Origin of the sequence: Methylobacterium sp. E-066 (genome assembly GCF_022829635.1) — a bacterium.
Classification (GTDB): Bacteria; Pseudomonadota; Alphaproteobacteria; order Rhizobiales; family Beijerinckiaceae; genus Methylobacterium.
The window spans coordinates 99,368-116,021 of sequence record NZ_JAKSYO010000089.1; the positions used below are offsets into that span (position 1 = coordinate 99,368).

At 68.8% G+C, this 16,654-nt stretch carries 18 protein-coding genes; 12 read left to right on the forward strand and 6 right to left on the reverse strand.

All coding sequences use genetic code 11. The annotated features are described in order from the left end of the window. Positions 1 to 227: 227 nt before the first annotated feature. From MKL20_RS10900 to MKL20_RS10940, 9 genes are all read left to right on the forward strand, one after another. Positions 228 to 1,673, forward strand: a complete 1,446-nt coding sequence (locus MKL20_RS10900) for an amidase (protein ID WP_244036679.1) — start codon at positions 228 to 230, stop codon at positions 1,671 to 1,673. 422 nt (positions 1,674 to 2,095) lie between these two features. Further along, on the forward strand, positions 2,096 to 3,871 hold the full coding sequence (locus tag MKL20_RS10905; RefSeq protein ID WP_244036680.1) for an acetolactate synthase 3 large subunit: 1,776 nt from the start codon (positions 2,096 to 2,098) through the stop codon (positions 3,869 to 3,871). A gap of 129 nt (positions 3,872 to 4,000) precedes the next feature. Next, complete coding sequence (ilvN, locus tag MKL20_RS10910) at positions 4,001 to 4,543, forward strand: acetolactate synthase small subunit (protein WP_058193937.1); 543 nt, start codon at positions 4,001 to 4,003, stop codon at positions 4,541 to 4,543. 47 nt (positions 4,544 to 4,590) lie between these two features. After that, positions 4,591 to 4,827: a MazF family transcriptional regulator gene (locus MKL20_RS10915; RefSeq protein WP_243973319.1), complete on the forward strand. Its 237-nt coding sequence runs from the start codon at positions 4,591 to 4,593 to the stop codon at positions 4,825 to 4,827. Next, a complete protein-coding gene (locus tag MKL20_RS10920; RefSeq protein WP_244036681.1) occupies positions 4,811 to 5,176 on the forward strand; it encodes a type II toxin-antitoxin system PemK/MazF family toxin in 366 nt (121 codons plus the stop codon). The genes MKL20_RS10915 and MKL20_RS10920 overlap by 17 nt, the downstream gene beginning before the upstream one ends. A gap of 18 nt (positions 5,177 to 5,194) precedes the next feature. Beyond that, entirely contained in the window at positions 5,195 to 5,836 is a 642-nt protein-coding gene (locus MKL20_RS10925; protein ID WP_244036682.1) for a glutathione S-transferase family protein, read from the forward strand. 78 nt (positions 5,837 to 5,914) lie between these two features. Then, positions 5,915 to 6,580, forward strand: a complete 666-nt coding sequence (locus MKL20_RS10930; RefSeq protein WP_279594667.1) for a TetR/AcrR family transcriptional regulator C-terminal domain-containing protein — start codon at positions 5,915 to 5,917, stop codon at positions 6,578 to 6,580. 35 nt (positions 6,581 to 6,615) lie between these two features. Continuing rightward, complete coding sequence (ilvC, locus tag MKL20_RS10935; RefSeq protein ID WP_244036683.1) at positions 6,616 to 7,635, forward strand: ketol-acid reductoisomerase; 1,020 nt, start codon at positions 6,616 to 6,618, stop codon at positions 7,633 to 7,635. Positions 7,636 to 7,807: 172 nt separating this feature from the next. Next, positions 7,808 to 8,461, forward strand: a complete 654-nt coding sequence (locus tag MKL20_RS10940; protein ID WP_244036684.1) for a pyridoxamine 5'-phosphate oxidase family protein — start codon at positions 7,808 to 7,810, stop codon at positions 8,459 to 8,461. Positions 8,462 to 8,628: 167 nt separating this feature from the next. Here the strand turns inward: MKL20_RS10940 and tam are convergent, their stop codons facing one another. From tam to nth, 4 genes are all read right to left on the reverse strand, one after another. Beyond that, complete coding sequence (tam, locus tag MKL20_RS10945; RefSeq protein WP_244036685.1) at positions 8,629 to 9,411, reverse strand: trans-aconitate 2-methyltransferase; 783 nt, start codon at positions 9,409 to 9,411, stop codon at positions 8,629 to 8,631. A 24-nt stretch (positions 9,412 to 9,435) separates the two neighbouring features. Beyond that, entirely contained in the window at positions 9,436 to 10,137 is a 702-nt protein-coding gene (locus MKL20_RS10950) for a haloacid dehalogenase type II (RefSeq protein ID WP_244036686.1), read from the reverse strand. Continuing rightward, positions 10,134 to 11,198, reverse strand: coding sequence for a tryptophan--tRNA ligase (gene trpS, locus MKL20_RS10955; protein ID WP_244036687.1), 1,065 nt, complete (start codon positions 11,196 to 11,198; stop codon positions 10,134 to 10,136). The genes MKL20_RS10950 and trpS overlap by 4 nt, the downstream gene beginning before the upstream one ends. 93 nt (positions 11,199 to 11,291) lie before the next feature. Then, a complete protein-coding gene (gene nth, locus MKL20_RS10960; RefSeq protein ID WP_244036688.1) occupies positions 11,292 to 12,053 on the reverse strand; it encodes an endonuclease III domain-containing protein in 762 nt (253 codons plus the stop codon). Between nth and MKL20_RS10965 the strand changes: the two genes are divergently transcribed. Next, entirely contained in the window at positions 12,052 to 12,243 is a 192-nt protein-coding gene (locus MKL20_RS10965) for a hypothetical protein (protein ID WP_244036689.1), read from the forward strand. The two genes, nth and MKL20_RS10965, sit on opposite strands and share 2 nt — an antisense overlap. A gap of 202 nt (positions 12,244 to 12,445) precedes the next feature. On the opposite strand, the gene MKL20_RS10970 is transcribed toward MKL20_RS10965, so the two are convergent. Beyond that, positions 12,446 to 13,189, reverse strand: coding sequence for a GyrI-like domain-containing protein (locus MKL20_RS10970; protein ID WP_244036690.1), 744 nt, complete (start codon positions 13,187 to 13,189; stop codon positions 12,446 to 12,448). A 198-nt stretch (positions 13,190 to 13,387) separates the two neighbouring features. Between MKL20_RS10970 and dapF the strand changes: the two genes are divergently transcribed. Together dapF and mtaB are read left to right on the forward strand one after the other, a co-directional pair. After that, positions 13,388 to 14,275, forward strand: a complete 888-nt coding sequence (dapF, locus tag MKL20_RS10975; RefSeq protein ID WP_244036691.1) for a diaminopimelate epimerase — start codon at positions 13,388 to 13,390, stop codon at positions 14,273 to 14,275. Next, the gene (mtaB, locus tag MKL20_RS10980; RefSeq protein ID WP_244036692.1) at positions 14,275 to 15,501 is read left to right on the forward strand and encodes a tRNA (N(6)-L-threonylcarbamoyladenosine(37)-C(2))-methylthiotransferase MtaB; all 1,227 of its coding nucleotides are present in this window, start codon (positions 14,275 to 14,277) and stop codon (positions 15,499 to 15,501) included. Before dapF ends, mtaB begins: the two co-directional genes overlap by 1 nt. Before the next feature lie 331 nt (positions 15,502 to 15,832). On the opposite strand, the gene MKL20_RS10985 is transcribed toward mtaB, so the two are convergent. Next, complete coding sequence (locus tag MKL20_RS10985; protein ID WP_244036693.1) at positions 15,833 to 16,651, reverse strand: TIGR00282 family metallophosphoesterase; 819 nt, start codon at positions 16,649 to 16,651, stop codon at positions 15,833 to 15,835. Positions 16,652 to 16,654 lie beyond the last annotated feature (3 nt).

Consider the following 16,654-nt stretch of genomic DNA (forward strand, 5'->3'; position numbering starts at 1 on the left):
CGCTCGCAATGACGGCGCTGAGCCTGGGGACGGGATCACGAATCGACCGCGCGTCGGGCGCGACGCCGGACGCTTGTCAGGCCGCGGGAACGTCAGACGAATCCCTGCACATCTCTTGCCTCCCCAACTATCGCGAGTAGTAGACCGCCGCACGCGACCAAACGTGTGATCGGCCTCGCCAAGCCTTGGCCATGCCGGCGCGGACCGCGATAGGGAGACGATCGACCATGCAGGATGAGCGACAGGACGGCATCACGGCGCTCGGCGCCGTGGATCTCGCGGCCGCTATCCGCGGCCGGATCGTTTCCTGCGTCGAGGTGATGCGCGCCTATCTGGAGCGGATCCACCGGCTCAATCCGCAGGTCAACGCCATCGTCGGCCTTCAGGACGACGCGGCGCTTCTCCAAGAGGCCGAGGCGCGGGATGCGGCGCTCGCCCGCGGCGAAGCGGTCGGTCCGCTGCACGGGTTTCCGCTCGCCGTGAAGGATCTCGACGCGGTGCGCGGGCTGCCGTTCACCCAAGGGTCGCCGATCTTCGCCAACCGGATCGCGCAAGTCGACACGATCATGGTCGCCCGGCTGCGCGCGGCCGGGGCGATCTTCATCGGCAAGACCAACATCCCCGAATTCGGGCTCGGCTCGCACAGCTTCAACCCGGTCTACGGCACCACCGGCAACGCCTACGATCCGGAGAAGAGTGCGGGCGGATCGAGTGGCGGCGCCGCGGTGGCGGTCGCCCTGAAGTTGCAGCCGGTGGCCGACGGCAGCGATTTCGGTGGCTCGCTGCGCAACCCGCCCGCCTTCAACAATTGCTACGGCCTGCGCCCGAGCTGGGGCCGGATCCCGGTCGAGACCAAAGATGCGTTCAGCCCGGGCCTGTCGGTGCTCGGCGCCGTCGGGCGCAGCCCGGCGGATATCGGCCTGATGCTCTCGGTCCAGGCGGGCTACGATCCCCGCTGCCCGAACACGATCCGCCAGGACCCAGCGGCCTTCGCGAGCCCGCTCGCCCGGGATTTCCGCGGGACCCGGATCGCCTGGCTGGGTGATTGCAACGGACAGATCCCGTTCGATCCCGGCGTGCTCGAACTCGGCCGCGCAGCGCTCGCCACCTTCGCGGAGATCGGCTGCGTGGTCGAAGAGGCTGCGCCCCGGTTCGACATGGAGCAGCTCTGGCGCGACTTCCTGACCTTGCGGGCCCTGATGGTCGCGCCGGTGCTCCGGCCGCTCTACGACGAGCCCTCCCACCGGGCGCAGATGAAGCCCGAGGCGATCTGGGAGGCCGAGCGCGGCCTCGAACTCACCGTCGACCGGCTCACCGCCGCCCTGGAGGGGCGTACCCGCTGGTACGAGACCCTTCGCCGCTTCATGGAAAGCTACGATTACCTGGTCATGCCGAGTGCGCAGGTCTTTCCGTTCGACAAGGGCCTGCGCTGGCCCCAGGAGGTCGGCGGCCGCCCGATGGACACCTACCACCGGTGGATGCAGACAGTGATCCCGGTGACGATGTCCGGCCTGCCGGCCCTCGACGTTCCGGCGGGCTTCGGGGAGGCCGGCCTGCCGACCGGCATCCAGATCGTCGGCCGCAATCATGGCGAGCTCGCCTGCCTCCAACTCGGCGCCGCCTACGACGCGGCGAGCAACTGGGTCCGCCGCCGGCCACCGCCCCTGCGCTGAGCGCGCGTCCGATCCTCGGCAAACGCGTTGACCGGTTCCCGGGGCTCCGGTATGAGGCTCGACACTTCACGCGTGAGTCGCATGAATCCGACCCCGGATTTGGCGTTCGCCGCGAGGCAGGCTCGGATATCCGATGAACGCGGTTCTTATTGTAGCGGAAGCGTCACCGACGGAGCGGCCCTAGATCAGGGCTGCAATCCGAGCGGTGGCGCATGCAGGGTCCCTCGGGGCCCTTTTTTATTGCCCGCTGCCCGGTGACGCATCACGGCCAACGAGATCCACGCGTTCGAGATACCGACGAAGACAGTACTTTCGAGCGAGGCGGATGCCGCCTCGCGTGACGAGAGTGCAGGACGAAAGGAACCGGTCCGTCCGGCGGCGCACGACCGCCGCTGACGATCCGGGGAGCGGAGGAGGAGAGCATGGGCGGCGAGGTCATGACCGGGGCCGAGATGGTCATCCGGGCATTCCGGGATCAGGGCGTGGACACGCTGTTCGGCTATCCGGGCGGTGCCGTACTTCCGATCTACGACGCTCTGTTCCACCAGAACGCGGTGAAGCACGTGCTCGTCCGCCACGAGCAGGGCGCCGTCCACGCGGCCGAGGGCTATGCGCGCTCGTCCGGCAAGGTCGGCTGCGTGCTGGTCACGTCGGGCCCCGGCGCCACCAACATCGTCACCGGTCTCACCGACGCGCTGCTCGACTCGATCCCGCTCGTCTGCATCACCGGGCAGGTTCCGACGCATCTGATCGGCACCGACGCCTTCCAGGAATGCGACACGGTTGGCATCACGCGCCACTGCACGAAGCACAATTACCTGGTCAAATCGATCGAGGACCTGCCGCGCATCCTGCACGAGGCGTTCTACGTCGCGGCCAACGGCCGTCCCGGCCCGGTCGTGGTCGATCTGCCCAAGGACATCCAGTTCGCCTCCGGCCTCTACGAGCGCCCGGAGATCGCGAGCCACAAGACCTACCGCCCCGCCGTCAAGGGCGATGCCGACCGGATCCGCGCGGCGGTCGAATTGATGGTGACCGCGCGCCGCCCGGTCTTCTACACCGGCGGCGGCGTGATCAATTCCGGCCCGGAGGCTTCGCGGCTCCTGCGCGAGCTGGTCGCCGAAACCGGCTTCCCGATCACCTCGACTCTGATGGGGCTCGGCGCCTATCCGGGCACGGATCCGAAGTTCCTGGGCATGCTCGGCATGCACGGGACCTACGAGGCCAACCTGGCGATGCACGAATGCGACGTGATGATCTGCGTCGGCGCCCGGTTCGATGACCGGATCACCGGTCGGCTCGACGCGTTCTCGCCGTTCTCTAAGAAGATCCACATCGACGTCGATGCCTCCTCGATCAACAAGGTGGTCAAGGTCGATGTCGGGATCGTGGGCGATTGCGCCTCGGTGCTGGCCGACATGCTGGAAGCCTGGCGTGCCCTGCCGTCGCGGCCGGAGAAATCCAACCTCGACCCGTGGTTCCAGAAGATCGGAGCCTGGAAGGCGCGCGACTGCCTCGCCTACTGGCCGTCGGGGACGATCATCAAGCCGCAATACGCCGTGCAGCGCCTCTACGAGGCCTGCAAGGACCGCGAGACCTACATCACCACGGAGGTCGGCCAGCATCAGATGTGGGCGGCGCAGTACTTCAAGTACGACGAGCCGAACCGTTGGATGACCTCAGGTGGTCTCGGCACGATGGGCTACGGCCTGCCGGCGGCGATCGGCACGCAGCTCGCCCATCCGAAGGGGCTGGTGATCGACATCGCCGGCGAGGCCTCGATCCTGATGAACATGCAGGAGCTCTCGACGGCGGTGCAGTACCGGCTGCCGGTCAAGGTGTTCATCCTGAACAACGAGTACATGGGCATGGTCCGGCAGTGGCAGGAGCTGCTGCACGGCTCGCGCTACTCGCAGAGCTATTCCGAGAGCCTGCCGGACTTCGTCAAGCTGGCGGAGGCCTACGGCGCCAAGGGCATGCGCTGCGAGAAGCCGGGCGACCTCGACGGCGCGATCGCGGAGATGCTGGCCTATGACGGGCCGGTGCTGTTCGACTGCATCGTCGACAAGACCGAGAACTGCTTCCCGATGATCCCCTCGGGCAAGGCGCATAACGAGATGCTCCTGTCCGATTACCTCGGCGAGACCGGCGTCGAACTCGGCGACGTGATCTCCGAGGAAGGCAAGATGCTGGTGTGAGGTTTTCTGGTGGCGGCCCTTCGGGGCCGCTGCCCGCCGCATGGGCGGCGGCGCGCGGTCGCGCTTGCCTCGCGCAAGGCGCGCTCGGATCGCCGCCACGAGCAGGATTGGACGAGGACGAAGCCGGCGATGAACGCGATGAACACCCACTACCCCGATGCCGGCCGCGTCGAGCCGGTGAACCGGCACACGCTCGCGGTGATCGTCGACAACGAGCCCGGCGTGCTCGCGCGCATCTCCGGCATGTTCTCCGGCCGCGGCTACAACATCGAGAGCCTGACCGTCTCCGAGACCGAGGAGGCGCGCCATATCTCGCGCATCACCATCGTGACCACCGGCACAAACGCCGTGATCGAGCAGATCAAGGCGCAGCTCGATCGGCTGGTGCCGGTCCATCGGGTCGTGGACCTGACGCTCCAGGGCAATGCGCTGGAGCGCGAGATCTGCCTGGTGAAGGTCAAGGGCGAGGGCGAGCACCGCAGCGAGGCCCTGCGCCTGGCCGCCGCCTTCGGCGCCAAGACGCTGGACGCCACCCTCAACTCCTTCGTGTTCGAGCTCACCGGCGCCACCGAAGAGATCGACCGGTTCGTGCGTCTGATGAGCGTCATCGGGCTGGTGGAGATCTGCCGCACCGGCATCAGCGCCATGGGGCGGGGTTCGGAGCCGCTGTAGGAAGCGGCCAATTGAGCTATGATGTCCGGAGAGTGGGAGAAGCTCTCATGGAAGCCAAGCTCACGCGCGCCGGCGATGAATTCGTGATCCGGATCCCTGCGGGAGAAGGCGATCGGCACGGTCTGGCGGACGGCCAGACCGTCGAGATCCTGCCGCGGCGGCGAAAAGAGACGCTGCAGGACATGATCGCCGAGATGGATCGGCTCGGGCCGGCCTACCGTCCCCCCGTCGTAGATTGGGGCCCGGATGTCGGCGCCGAGATCATCCATGACGACTGGACGTGACGTCCACGACCTCCCGGAAGCCGGGGATCTCGTCTGGGTCGATCTCCGGCCAACCCTAGGGCGTGAACAATCCGGCGTTCGACCCGCGCTCGTTCTGACGAGCCGCGATTTCCATGCGCGGAACGCGACCGCCATCGTCTGCCCCGTGACGCGCAATATCGACCCGTGGCCGACGAAAGTCATGCTCCCGCAGGGGCTCGCGATCTCCGGTGCGATGCTGACCGACCAGATCCGGAACGTCGATCGCGCGGCACGCGGCTTTCGCCGCATCGACGGTGTTCCCGTTGAAACCCTCGATGCCGTCCGCCAGAAGCTCGCGAACCTCCTCGGGTTCAACCCGCCTTCCTGAAGCAAGGATACGGATCCTTTGGTACGCACCCTCTACTACGCCCCCGGCGCTTGCTCGCTCGCCGCCCACATCATCCTGGAGGAATCCGGGCTGCCCTTCGAGGGCGTCAAGCTCAACCTGGCGGCGGGGGACCAGCGGGCGCCGGAATATCTCGCGATCAACGAGCGCGGCCGTGTGCCGGCCCTGGTCGAGGACGGCTGGGTGCTGACCGAATGCGCCGCGATCCTGCGCCACGTCGCCCGGTCCGTGCCCGAGAAGGGGTTTTGGCCGACCGACCTGCGTGAGCAAGCCCGAGCCGACGAGTGGCTCGGCTGGCTCGCCGCCAACCACCACGTCACCTACGCGCATGTGCGCCGGCCGGAGCGCTACACTGCGGACGAGGACGCTTTCCCCGGCATCCGCGACAAGGCCGCCGACACCTACGGCGATCTCTGCACCATGACCGAGGTCCATCTCTCGACTGGCGACTGGGCGATTGGGGACCGGTACGGCGTGGTCGACGCCTACCTGATGGTGTTCTGGGTCTGGGCGTCCGGCTCCTCGCTCCGGTTCGACATGGCCGAGCGTTTTCCGGCCTGGCACGCGCATGCCCGCCGGGTCTCCGAGCGGCCGGCGGTGCAGGCGGTGTTCGCCCGCGAGGGGCTGAGCCTGCCGGCCTGAACCGAGCCACGCCGGGCCCCTTGCCGCACCCGACGAATCGATCTATCGAGCGTACCGTACGGTACGGTACTGGGAACGATGCGGTCGAGCCTCGCAGAGCAGCAGGAGACGAGGGAGGCGGGCGCCGCGGCGCCGGAGCCGCCATCCGTGCGCCAGCAGGCGGTGCTCGACGCCGTCCTCGCCCTGATGGTCGAGGGGGGTGAGCAACTCACCATGGACGCGGTGGCCCGCCGGGCGAGCTGCTCCAAGGAGACGCTGTACAAGTGGTACGGCGACCGCGACGGCCTGCTCACCGCGACGGTGCGGTGGCAGGCGTCCCGGGTCCATGCCGGCCGTGAGGCCGTGCAGGCGCTGGACGGGACCAGCCTGCGGGAGCATCTTCAGGACTTCGCGGTCTCGTGGCTCACGGTGATCACCAGCCGCACCTCGGTGGCGCTGAACCGGATCGCCGTGGCCCATGCGGGCTCGCGCAAGAGCAATCTCGGCGGCATCGTGCTCGCGAACGGGCGCTTCGCCATCGGCGAGCGGGTCAAGCCGGTGCTGGAGGCCGGGCGCGCGGCGGGGCTGCTCGCCTTCGCCGAAAGCGAGGCGACGTTCCGGACCTTCTTCGGCCTCGTTGGCCGGGATATCCAGATCCGATTACTGCTCGGCGAGGCGCTCGACCTCGACGCGGACGAGATCCGGCGCGATGCGGGCCGCGCCGTGGACCAGTTCCTGGCCCTGTACGGCCAGGCAAACACCTAACCCAACCCGAAACCAACCCTGAAGAGGAAACCGACATGCGGGTTTATTACGATCGCGACGCCGACCTGAACCTGATCAAGGGCAAGAAGGTCGCCATCGTCGGCTACGGCAGCCAGGGCCATGCCCACGCGCTCAACCTGCGCGACTCCGGCGTGAAGGACATCGTCATCGCGTTGCGCGAGGGCTCCGCCACCGCCAAGAAGGCCGAGCACGAGGGCTTCAAGGTCCTGTCGGTGGCCGAGGCCGCCAAGTGGGCCGACGTGGTGATGATGCTCACCCCGGACGAGCTGCAGGGCGACATCTACCGGGAGTCCCTGGAGCAGAACATGAAGGAGGGTGCCGCCCTCCTGTTCGCCCACGGCCTCAACGTCCACTTCAACCTGATCGAGCCGCGCAAGGACCTCGACGTCCTGATGGTCGCCCCGAAGGGCCCCGGCCACACCGTGCGCTCCGAGTACCTGCGGGGCGGCGGCGTGCCGACCCTGATCGCCATCGCCCAGGACGCCTCCGGCAACGCCCACGATCTCGGCCTGTCCTACGCCTCGGCCAATGGCGGTGGCCGCGCCGGCATCATTGAGACCACCTTCAAGGAAGAGTGCGAGACCGACCTGTTCGGCGAGCAGGCCGTGCTCTGCGGCGGCCTGGTCGAGCTGATCAAGGCCGGCTTCGAGACCCTGGTCGAGGCGGGCTACGCCCCCGAGATGGCCTATTTCGAGTGCCTGCACGAGGTGAAGCTGATCGTCGACCTCATCTACGAGGGCGGCATCGCCAACATGAACTACTCGATCTCCAACACCGCCGAGTACGGCGAGTACGTCACCGGCCCGCGCATCGTCACGCCCGAGACCAAGGCCGAGATGAAGCGCGTGCTCAACGACATCCAGTCGGGCACCTTCACCCGCAACTGGATGCTGGAGAACAAGGTCAACCAGACCTCGTTCAAGGCGACCCGCGCCAAGCTCGCCACCCACCCGATCGAGGAGGTCGGCACCAAGCTCCGCGCCATGATGCCGTGGATCTCCGAGAAGGCCCTGGTCGACAAGACCCGCAACTGATTTTTGGGATCTCGCGGCCGGGCTATGCTCGGCCGCACCTTCGACAGGCCGGTCACGCGAAAGCGAGGCTGGCCTTTTCTATTCCCGGTTGCCGAACGCGGGCATTCCCGGCGATAAACGCCTCAGCGGTCCCGTCTGCATGAGGACCGATGAAGGTTGGAGAGGACACGCCATGGCATCGCTCTATTCGGACGCCCACCGGGCGCTGCAGACCGAGTTCGGCACCACGAAGCTCGCCGTGCGCCTGGACGAGGATTGGGTCCATGACAGCATCCGGCCGGACGAGGGCGCCTTCATCGCGTCCCGGGACATGTTCTTCCTGTCGACGGTGGATCCCGACGGGATGCCGACCGTCTCGTACAAGGGCGGGCCCCAGGGCCTGGTGAAGGTGCTCGACGAGAACACCCTCGCGTTCCCGGGTTTTGACGGCAACGGCATGTTCTATTCGATGGGCAACATCGAGGGTCAGGCCAAGGTCGGCCTGCTGTTCATCGATTTCGAGACACCACACCGGATCCGAGTCCAGGGCCACGCGACGCTGCTGCGCGACGACGCCCTCATGGCCGAGTACACCGAGGCCAAGTACCTGGTGAAGGTCGCGGTCAAGAAGATCTGGGTCAACTGCCCGCGCTACATCCACAAGTACCAGAAGCTCGAGCAGAACAAGTACGTCCCGACCCCCGGCCGCGAGACCCCGCTCGCCTCCTGGAAGCGCCTCGACCTCGCCGGCGACGTGATCAGCGATGAGGACAAGGCCCGGGTCGCCCAGGAGGGCAAGCTCGAGGTGGCCGAGTACGAGGCGCTCGTCGCCCGCGGCGAGGCCTGAGCGAACACTCCACGCACGGCTCACCGTCATTGCGAGCGCGAGCGAAGCACCCAGGGCAGCGCACGATCCCCGGAAGGGGCGTGTCGCTGGGTCGCTGCGCACAATGACGGTCCGGGACGATCCGATGAAGCGCGCGATGTCAGCCGTGCTTGCCGAAGCCGGTGCCGCTACCCGCCCTTGCGGGCCACGATGAACACCCGCGGAAAGGCCAACAGGCGCCGCCCGTCGCTGCGCGGCGGGTAGCCGGCATCGATCGCAGCCTCATAGGCGGCCAGGAACCCGGCCGTCTGGTCCGGGTCCAGAGGGTCGAGGAACGGCCGCAGCCCGGTGGCGCTGACCCAGGCGACGATGGCGGCCGCATCCGCCATCGGGTGGTGATAGGCGGTGCGCCAGACATTCACGGTGTCGGCCAGCGGCGCCAGCAGGTCGTAATAGCCGGCCGGCTCCAGCATGCGGCCGAGACGCCCAGCGATCGCCGGATCGCCGATCGCCCCGGCCCAGGGGCCGGAAGCGGCGGTCTCGCGCATCAAGCGGTGCGAGGGCTCGGCGAGATTGTCGGGCATCTGCACGGCGAGCACGCTGCCGGGCGCCAGCAGGCCGAACAGCCGGGGCAGCAGCACCGGATGGTCGGGCAGCCATTGCAGCACCGCGTTGGCGTAGATCAGGTCCGGCGCCCGCTCGGGTGTCCAGGTCGCGGCATCGGCCAGGGCGAAGGCGAGGCGGGGCAGCCGGGTCCGGGCGCTCTCCAGCATGGCGGGCGAAGTGTCGAGGCCGATCACCTCGGCCTTGGGGAAGCGCGCCGCGATCAGCGCCGTGGAATTGCCGGGGCCGCAGCCGAGATCGTAGGCGAGGCGTGGCTCTGTAAGTGGCACTCGAGCCAGGAGCTCGGCCGCCGGGCGGGTGCGCTCGTCCTCGAAGCGGGTGTAGAGGGCGGGGTTCCAATCGGCCATCGTGTTCCCCCTCTCGCTCCGTCGTCAGCAGCCGAGCTGGTCGGCCAGATCCGCCAGGTCCCGGGCCGCGTAGGTGACCGGGACGCTGGGCGCAGTCTCGCCGCCGGCCGGCCCGTGCTCGTGCGGCCGGGCGATGTGCGCGGTGGACAGGCCGTGGCTGGCCGCCACCGCGAGATCGTTCGAATGGGCGGCGACCATCAGGGTCTCCGCCGGGGTGAAGCCGAAGGCGGCCACCGCGTCGCGGTAGAGGGCGGGTTTCGGCTTGTAGTCGCGGGAATAGCCGGCGCCCAGGATCGCGTCGAAGAGGAAGCCGTTGCGCCGGGCGAGGTCAGCCATCAGCCGGACGTGTCCGTTGGAGTTCGGCGCCAGGAGGTGCCGCTCCCGCAGCCGGCGCATCGCGTCCGGCACCTCGGGCCAGGCGTCGAGCCGGTGCCAGGCCTGGACCAGCTCCCGTCGCACATCTTCCGGCACGCTCGCGATGCCGAACTGTGCCAGCACGTCGGGCAGGGATTCCGCCTGAAGCGTGTCGAGATCGACGAACGGCCGCGCACCCGAGCGGACGGTCTCCATTGAGGGGTTGTAGCGGCCGCGCCAGGCATCCGCGAAGGCGCCGGCATCGAGCGCGGGGGCGTAGGCGCCGAGCAGGCGCGCCGCCTCCCGGGCGACCCCGGAGCGCCAGTCGACGAGCGTCCCGAAGACGTCGAAGACGAGCGCCCGGACCGTCACCGCACCGCCTGGAGGTTCGGGCTCCGGCGCACGAAGCCGACGATGTCCTTGACCGCATCAAGGGTCTGGGCCGCGATCGTCTCGGCCCGCCCGGCGCCGTCGGCCAGCACGGCATCGATATGGCCCGGATCGGCGGTCAGCCGGCGCATTTCCCCGGCGATCGGTGCCAGGCTCGCCACCGCGAGGTCGGCCAAAGCCGGCTTGAAGGTCGAGAACTGCGCCCCGCCGAAATCGCGCAGCACCTCCTCGCGGGTGATCCCAGCGAGCGCGGCGTAAATCCCGACCAAGTTGTCCGCCTCCGGCCGCTCCTTGAGCCCCGCGATCTCGGAGGGCAGCGGCTCGGAATCCGTCTTCGCCCGTCGGATCTTCTGGGCGATCGTGTCGGCCTCGTCGGTGAGGTTGATCCGCGCGTTGTCGGACGGATCCGACTTCGACATTTTTTTGGACCCATCCCGCAGCGACATGACGCGCGCAGCCGGCCCGCCGATCAGTGGTTCGGTCATCGGGAAAAACGCCTCGCCGTGGCCGTGCGCCGCGATCGAGCCCGAAAAATCGGTGTTGAACTTCTGGGCGATGTCCCGGGTCAGCTCCAGGTGCTGCTTCTGGTCCTCGCCCACGGGGACATGGGTGGCGCGGTAGGCCAGGATGTCGGCCGCCATCAGCACCGGGTAGTCGTAGAGCCCGATCGAAGCGTTCTCCCGGTCCTTGCCGGCCTTCTCCTTGAACTGGGTCATGCGGTTCAGCCAGCCGAGGCGGGCGACGCAGTTGAAGATCCAGGCGAGCTCGGCGTGCTGCGGCACCTGGCTCTGGTTGAACACGATCGCGCGCTTCGGATCGATGCCGGCGGCCAGGAACGCGGCCGTGACCTCGCGGATCTGGCCGCGCAGCGCCTCCGGGTCCTGCCAGACGGTGATCGCGTGCATGTCGACTACGCAGTACAGGCACTGCGCGTCGCGCTCCTGCATCTCCACGAAGCGCTTCACCGCCCCGAGGTAATTGCCGAGATGCAGGTTGCCGGTGGGCTGGACGCCCGAGAAGACCAATTCGGTGAACGCGGCCATCGGCGCCGATCCTGAGCAGTACATAGCCGGGGCTGCGCGCCTGCCGGGCGCCGGGTTACTCGCACCCGTGGCCCGGACCGGTCAAGGATGTCCTTACGGCTCCCGCGCGCCCGCGGCAGCGCTCGGGCAGAGATCGACCAAGACGCAGCGCCCGCAGGCCGGGCGGCGATGATGGCAGACCTGCTGGCCGTGCAGCATCAGGATCTCGTGATTGTCGTAGAGATCCTGCGCGCTCCAATCGGCAGGCAGCTGCGCGCGCAGGATCGCGTGCGAGGGCCCGACATCGATCCGCGGGCCGATCAGCCCGAGGCGCTGGGCGACCCGGTGGTGGTGGCTGTCCACCGGCAGGGCCGGCATCCGCAGCGTCGAGAACGACAGCACCGCCGCGCTGGTCTTGGGACCGATCCCCGGAATCGCCTCCAGCCAGGCGCGGGCCGCCGCGACATCCATGTCGCCTAGGAAGGCCAGATCGAGGCTGCCGCAGCGCTCGCGCACGGCGACCAGCACTTCGCGGATCCGCGGCGCCTTCAGCTCCGGCCAGGTCACGCCGGCGATTGCCACCTGGATCTCCGGCACCGCCGCGTCGATCACCGCTTCCCAATCCGGGAAGCGGGCACGCAGAGCCTTGAAGGCCCGGCCGGATTCGGCGTTGCGGGTCCGGTGCGACAGCAGCGACGAGACCAGCTCGCTCACCGGGTCGAGGCTGTGGAAGTACGGGATCGGGCAGCCATAGACCGGGCAGAGCCGGGCATGGATGGCGAGCGCCTTGTCGGCGACCGCCGGGTCGGCCGGTGACGGGGCGGCCCTGCGACGCGACGGCGGTGCGGACGTGGTCGGAAAGAGGGAGGTCGGCATGCACGTCGAATCCGCGAGCTGCCGCCGCAGTTCCGGGTCGTCCAATACAGCGGCGATCTGTCCCTGCGGTCAAGACGGCGTGACGTTCGCAGGTGGTTACTGGATCATCGCGCCAGGGAAGGGTTTTCTGACAGATCGCGGCGTCACCGAAGTCTATTCTTCGCGCGGCGATTTTTCGATGACCGAATGATTCGCAGTGTCATTCCGGGGCGCCACAGGCGAGCCCGGTCCCGAAGGGGCCGCCGACGGCGCAAGATCTTGCGCTGTCAGCGGTTATGGATCCCGGATTCCGCTTCGCGGCCCCAGGATGACAGGGCGAATAATTGGGGCCCGGCGACCTCTCGTTCGCGGAAGAGAACAAGAATTCTTTTTGCGACCGCTCTCCCGGCAGCCTACTTCACCAGCGCAAAGATATTCACGTCGAGGTTGTCGTCGGTGCCGTCCTTGAGGTCGGTGGCGTATTCCTCGACGAAGCGGTCCTGGACGACGATGTCCTTGGCGTCGAGATAGGCCGTCAGCGTCTCGTAGGTGCTATCGATCGACTCGTAGGAGCCCCGGTGGGGGAAGCGCAGGGCCTTGCCGGACGGGGTCGTGCCGAAGCGCAGGCCGTCAGCTTCCGCGGGCGCCGGACTCGGGGCTGCGGCCACCGGGATCATCGCCTCGAACTCGAAGCCGTCATCGTCCGTGCGGGTGAACACCGCCAGCGGCCGGCCCGCGGGGGCGACGCCGAGCTTGGCGAGATCCGCCTCGATCCGCGCGAAGGCTTGCGTCAGGTTGACGATGGCTTCCTCCCACTTGGTCTTACCCGAGACGATGGCGGCCGGCTTGGCCGGCAGGGTCACCTCGTCGACGTCGCCGGGCTCGCCGGGTTTTTCGATGAGGGTCGGGCGACCGGGCGTGCCCACGGCCGCCTGGCCGGCGGGCGGCGGCTTGACCGCCTGCTGAGGGGCCGGGGCGGCGCTCTTGGTCGGGTCGGGAACCGGGTTGGGCGCCGTGGTGGTCGGCAGCGGGCTGGTCTGGGCGGGCGCCGGCGCGGTGGAGGGCGGCGGCGCGGGCTGCTGCTGCGCGGCCAGCGGGCCGCCGGCGGCGAGGATCAGCGCGGTCGAGAGGGCGACGAGGGAACGAAGGCGGATCACGGGTGGCGCTCCGGTCGGGTCCCGGCGGATCGTCGCGTGGGCTCCCGCCGGCTAACCTAGTGGCGATCCGGCCCGCCCGCGAGGGCGCGGGTCACGAGAGCCGCGGGTGCGGCGCATCTGCCACGCCGCCGGCCCCCCTCGCGTCGGGCGGAGGGTTTTGCCATATAGCTGCCCGATCCCCTCAACCTCTCTGGCTGCATGAGCGCACTCGCCCATAGACGCTTCCTGAAGATGCACGGCGCCGGCAACGCGATCGTGGTGCTGGACCTGCGCGGCTCGACGGCCAAGGTCCGGCCCGAGGAGGCCCGGGCGATCGCGCAGGATCCCGGCTCGCACTTCGATCAGCTGATGGTGCTGCACGATCCCGTGAGCGTCGGCACCGACGCGTTCATGCGGATCTACAACACCGACGGCTCGGAATCCGGCGCTTGCGGCAACGGCACCCGCTGCGTCGCCTACGCGATGCTCGACGACCCGGCCATGGCCCGCCCCGCCGAGGGCGGACGACTGGTCCTGGAGACATCGGCAGGCCGCGTGGGCGTGCGCCGGGTCTCGGAGCGCGCCTTCACGGTCGATATGGGCCGGCCAAGACTCGCCTGGGACGAGATCCCCCTATCCGAACCGTTCCCCGACACGCGGCGGATCGAATTGCAGATCGGCCCGATCGACGATCCGATCCTGCACTCGCCGGGCGCCGTGAACATGGGCAACCCGCACGCGGTGTTCTTCGTGGACCGGGATCCCACCTCCTACGACCTCGCCCGGATCGGGCCGATGCTGGAGAACCACCCGCTGTTTCCGGAGCGCGCCAACATCTCGATCGCGCAGGTGACCGAGCGCGAGGCGATCACCCTGCGGGTCTGGGAGCGCGGCGCCGGGCTGACGCTCGCCTGCGGCACCGCCGCTTGCGCCACCGTGGTGGCGGCCTCGCGCCTGCGGATGATCGGACGGCAGGCCCATGTCCGGCTGCCCGGGGGCGAGCTGTTCGTGGAATGGCGCGCCGACGACCATGTCCTGATGACCGGCCCGGTCGCGCTCGTGGCTGAGGGCACGCTGGCGCCGGAGCTGTTTGCCGGCGCCGCCTGATGGGCGTCGAGACCCTCACCTTCGGGTGCCGGCTCAACACGGTCGAGTCGGAGGCCCTGCGCGTCCACGCGGCGGCCGACGGGCGCGACCGGGTCGTGGTCAACACCTGTGCTGTGACCCAGGAGGCCGGCCGCCAGGCCCGCAAGGCGATCCGCCGGATCGCCCGGGAGCGGCCCGGCACCGAGATCGTCGTCACCGGCTGCGGCGCCGAGGTCGAGACCGAAGCCTACGCGGCGATGCCGGAGGTGGCGCGCCTCGTCGGCAATGCCGAGAAGCTCAGCGCAGCTGGCTGGTCGCCCGCCGGTACCGGTCCGGGCGCCGTGATGGAGGCCCGCACGATCGCGCCAACGCGGATCGACTCCGTCACCGGCCATACGCGGGCGTTCGTGCCCGTGCAGAACGGCTGCGACCATCGCTGCACCTTCTGCATCATCCCGTTCGGCCGCGGCACCTCCCGCTCGGTGCCGGTCGCAGACGTCATCGCGCAGGTCGAGACCATCGTGGCCCATGGCGGCCGCGAGGTGGTCCTCACCGGTGTCGATCTCACGGCCTATGGCCGCGACCTGCTCGAACCGTCGCTGTCCCTCGGGGGTCTGGTGCGGGCGATCCTGCGGGGCGTGCCGGAGCTGGCGCGCCTGCGCGTCTCCTCGATCGACTCGGTAGAGGCGGACGACGCGCTGCTCGCGGCGCTCGCCGAGGAGGAGCGGCTGATGCCGCACCTGCACCTGTCCCTCCAGTCCGGCGACGACCTGATCCTCAAACGCATGAAGCGCCGGCACAGCCGTGCCGACGCGATCCGCTTCTGCGAGACGGTCCGAGCCTTACGCCCCGATGTGGTGTTTGGCGCCGACCTGATCGCGGGCTTCCCCACCGAGACCGAGGACCAGTTCCGCCGCTCCCTCGATCTGGTGGCCGAATGCGGGCTGACGCATCTGCACGTCTTCCCGTACTCGCCCCGCCCCGGGACGCCCGCCGCCCGCATGCCTCCGGTGGCGCAGGACGCGATCCGTGACCGCGCCGCCCGCCTGCGCGCAGCCGGCGCGGACGCCCTGCACCAGCATCTCGACGGGCAGGTCGGCCGCACGCTGACGGTCCTGGCGGAGCGCGGCGGCATCGGCCGGAGCGCGGATTTCACACCCGTGCGGTTGGCGGGGGATCTCGAGGCGGGGACGTTCCACGTGGTCAAAATCGCAGACCACGATGGCGCTCGGCTGATCGCCGCTTGAAGCCTCTCCGACAACGGCATTCCGAGGCGACAGAGCGAAGCGGAGCCTCGATGGCCCCACCGAGGCTCGCTTCGCTCACAGCGCAGATAAGGTCGAGGTTAGGACGACCCGTCGAACCGGTTCTACGAAAAAAGGATCGCGGCCGTCCGGACGTCCAAACTCTAACGATGCTGATAGTAATCCCAGACCAGGAACGCTGGAAATGGGATCATGATGGCGAAGAAAATCCAGTCGAACATCTGAGGCACGGCGAGATCCATTCCTTCGGGGGTCTCTGCAATCTACCGATGCGAACCGCCGAAGTTCCTGGACCGGGCACCAGCCCGCCTCGCTAGTCCCAGAAGTGAGGCCGGCTCTCTTCCAGATTTGGCCCGAGGCGCACCGCCGCGACCTTGGTGGCCAGCCCGTCCGGCCGGGTCTCCACTGCGATGCCGCAGAGCGTCGCTTCGCCGCCCGCCACTTCCCAGCGGGAGCCCGGCGTCTTCTGGATCATCCGACGGATCGGCTCGTCCTTCTGCATGCCGATCACCGAATCGTAATCGCCGCACATGCCGGCATCCGACATGTAAGCGGTGCCGCCGGGCAGGATCCGGTGATCGGCCGTGGGTGTGTGGGTGTGGGTGCCGACCACGAGGCTGGCGCGGCCGTCGAGGTAATGGCCGAAGGCCTGCTTCTCGCTGGTCGCCTCCGCGTGCACATCCACGACAACAGCGTCGGCGGCGGCCCCGAGGGGGCAGGCCGAGATCTCGCGCTCCACCGCGGTGAACGGGTCGTCCATGGCATCGAGGAACACCCGGCCCATGACGTTGACCACCAGAACCCGGGCGCCGCCCTGCGTTTCCACCACGGTGGCGCCGCGGCCGGGGGTGCCGGGCGGGTAGTTCGCCGGCCGCACCAGACGGGGCTGGCGGGCGATGAACACCAGGGCCTCGCGCTGGTCGAAGCTGTGATTGCCAAGCGTCACGGCGTCGGCGCCGGCCTGGATCAGCTCGTCGCAGATCGTCTCGGAGATGCCGAAGCCGCCGGCCGCGTTCTCGCCGTTGACCACGACGCAGTCGAGCCGCCAGCGCTCGCGCAGCTTGGGCAGACGCTCGCAGACGACGGTACGGCCCGGGCGACCGATGACGTCGCCGAGAAAAAGCAGCCGCATGGA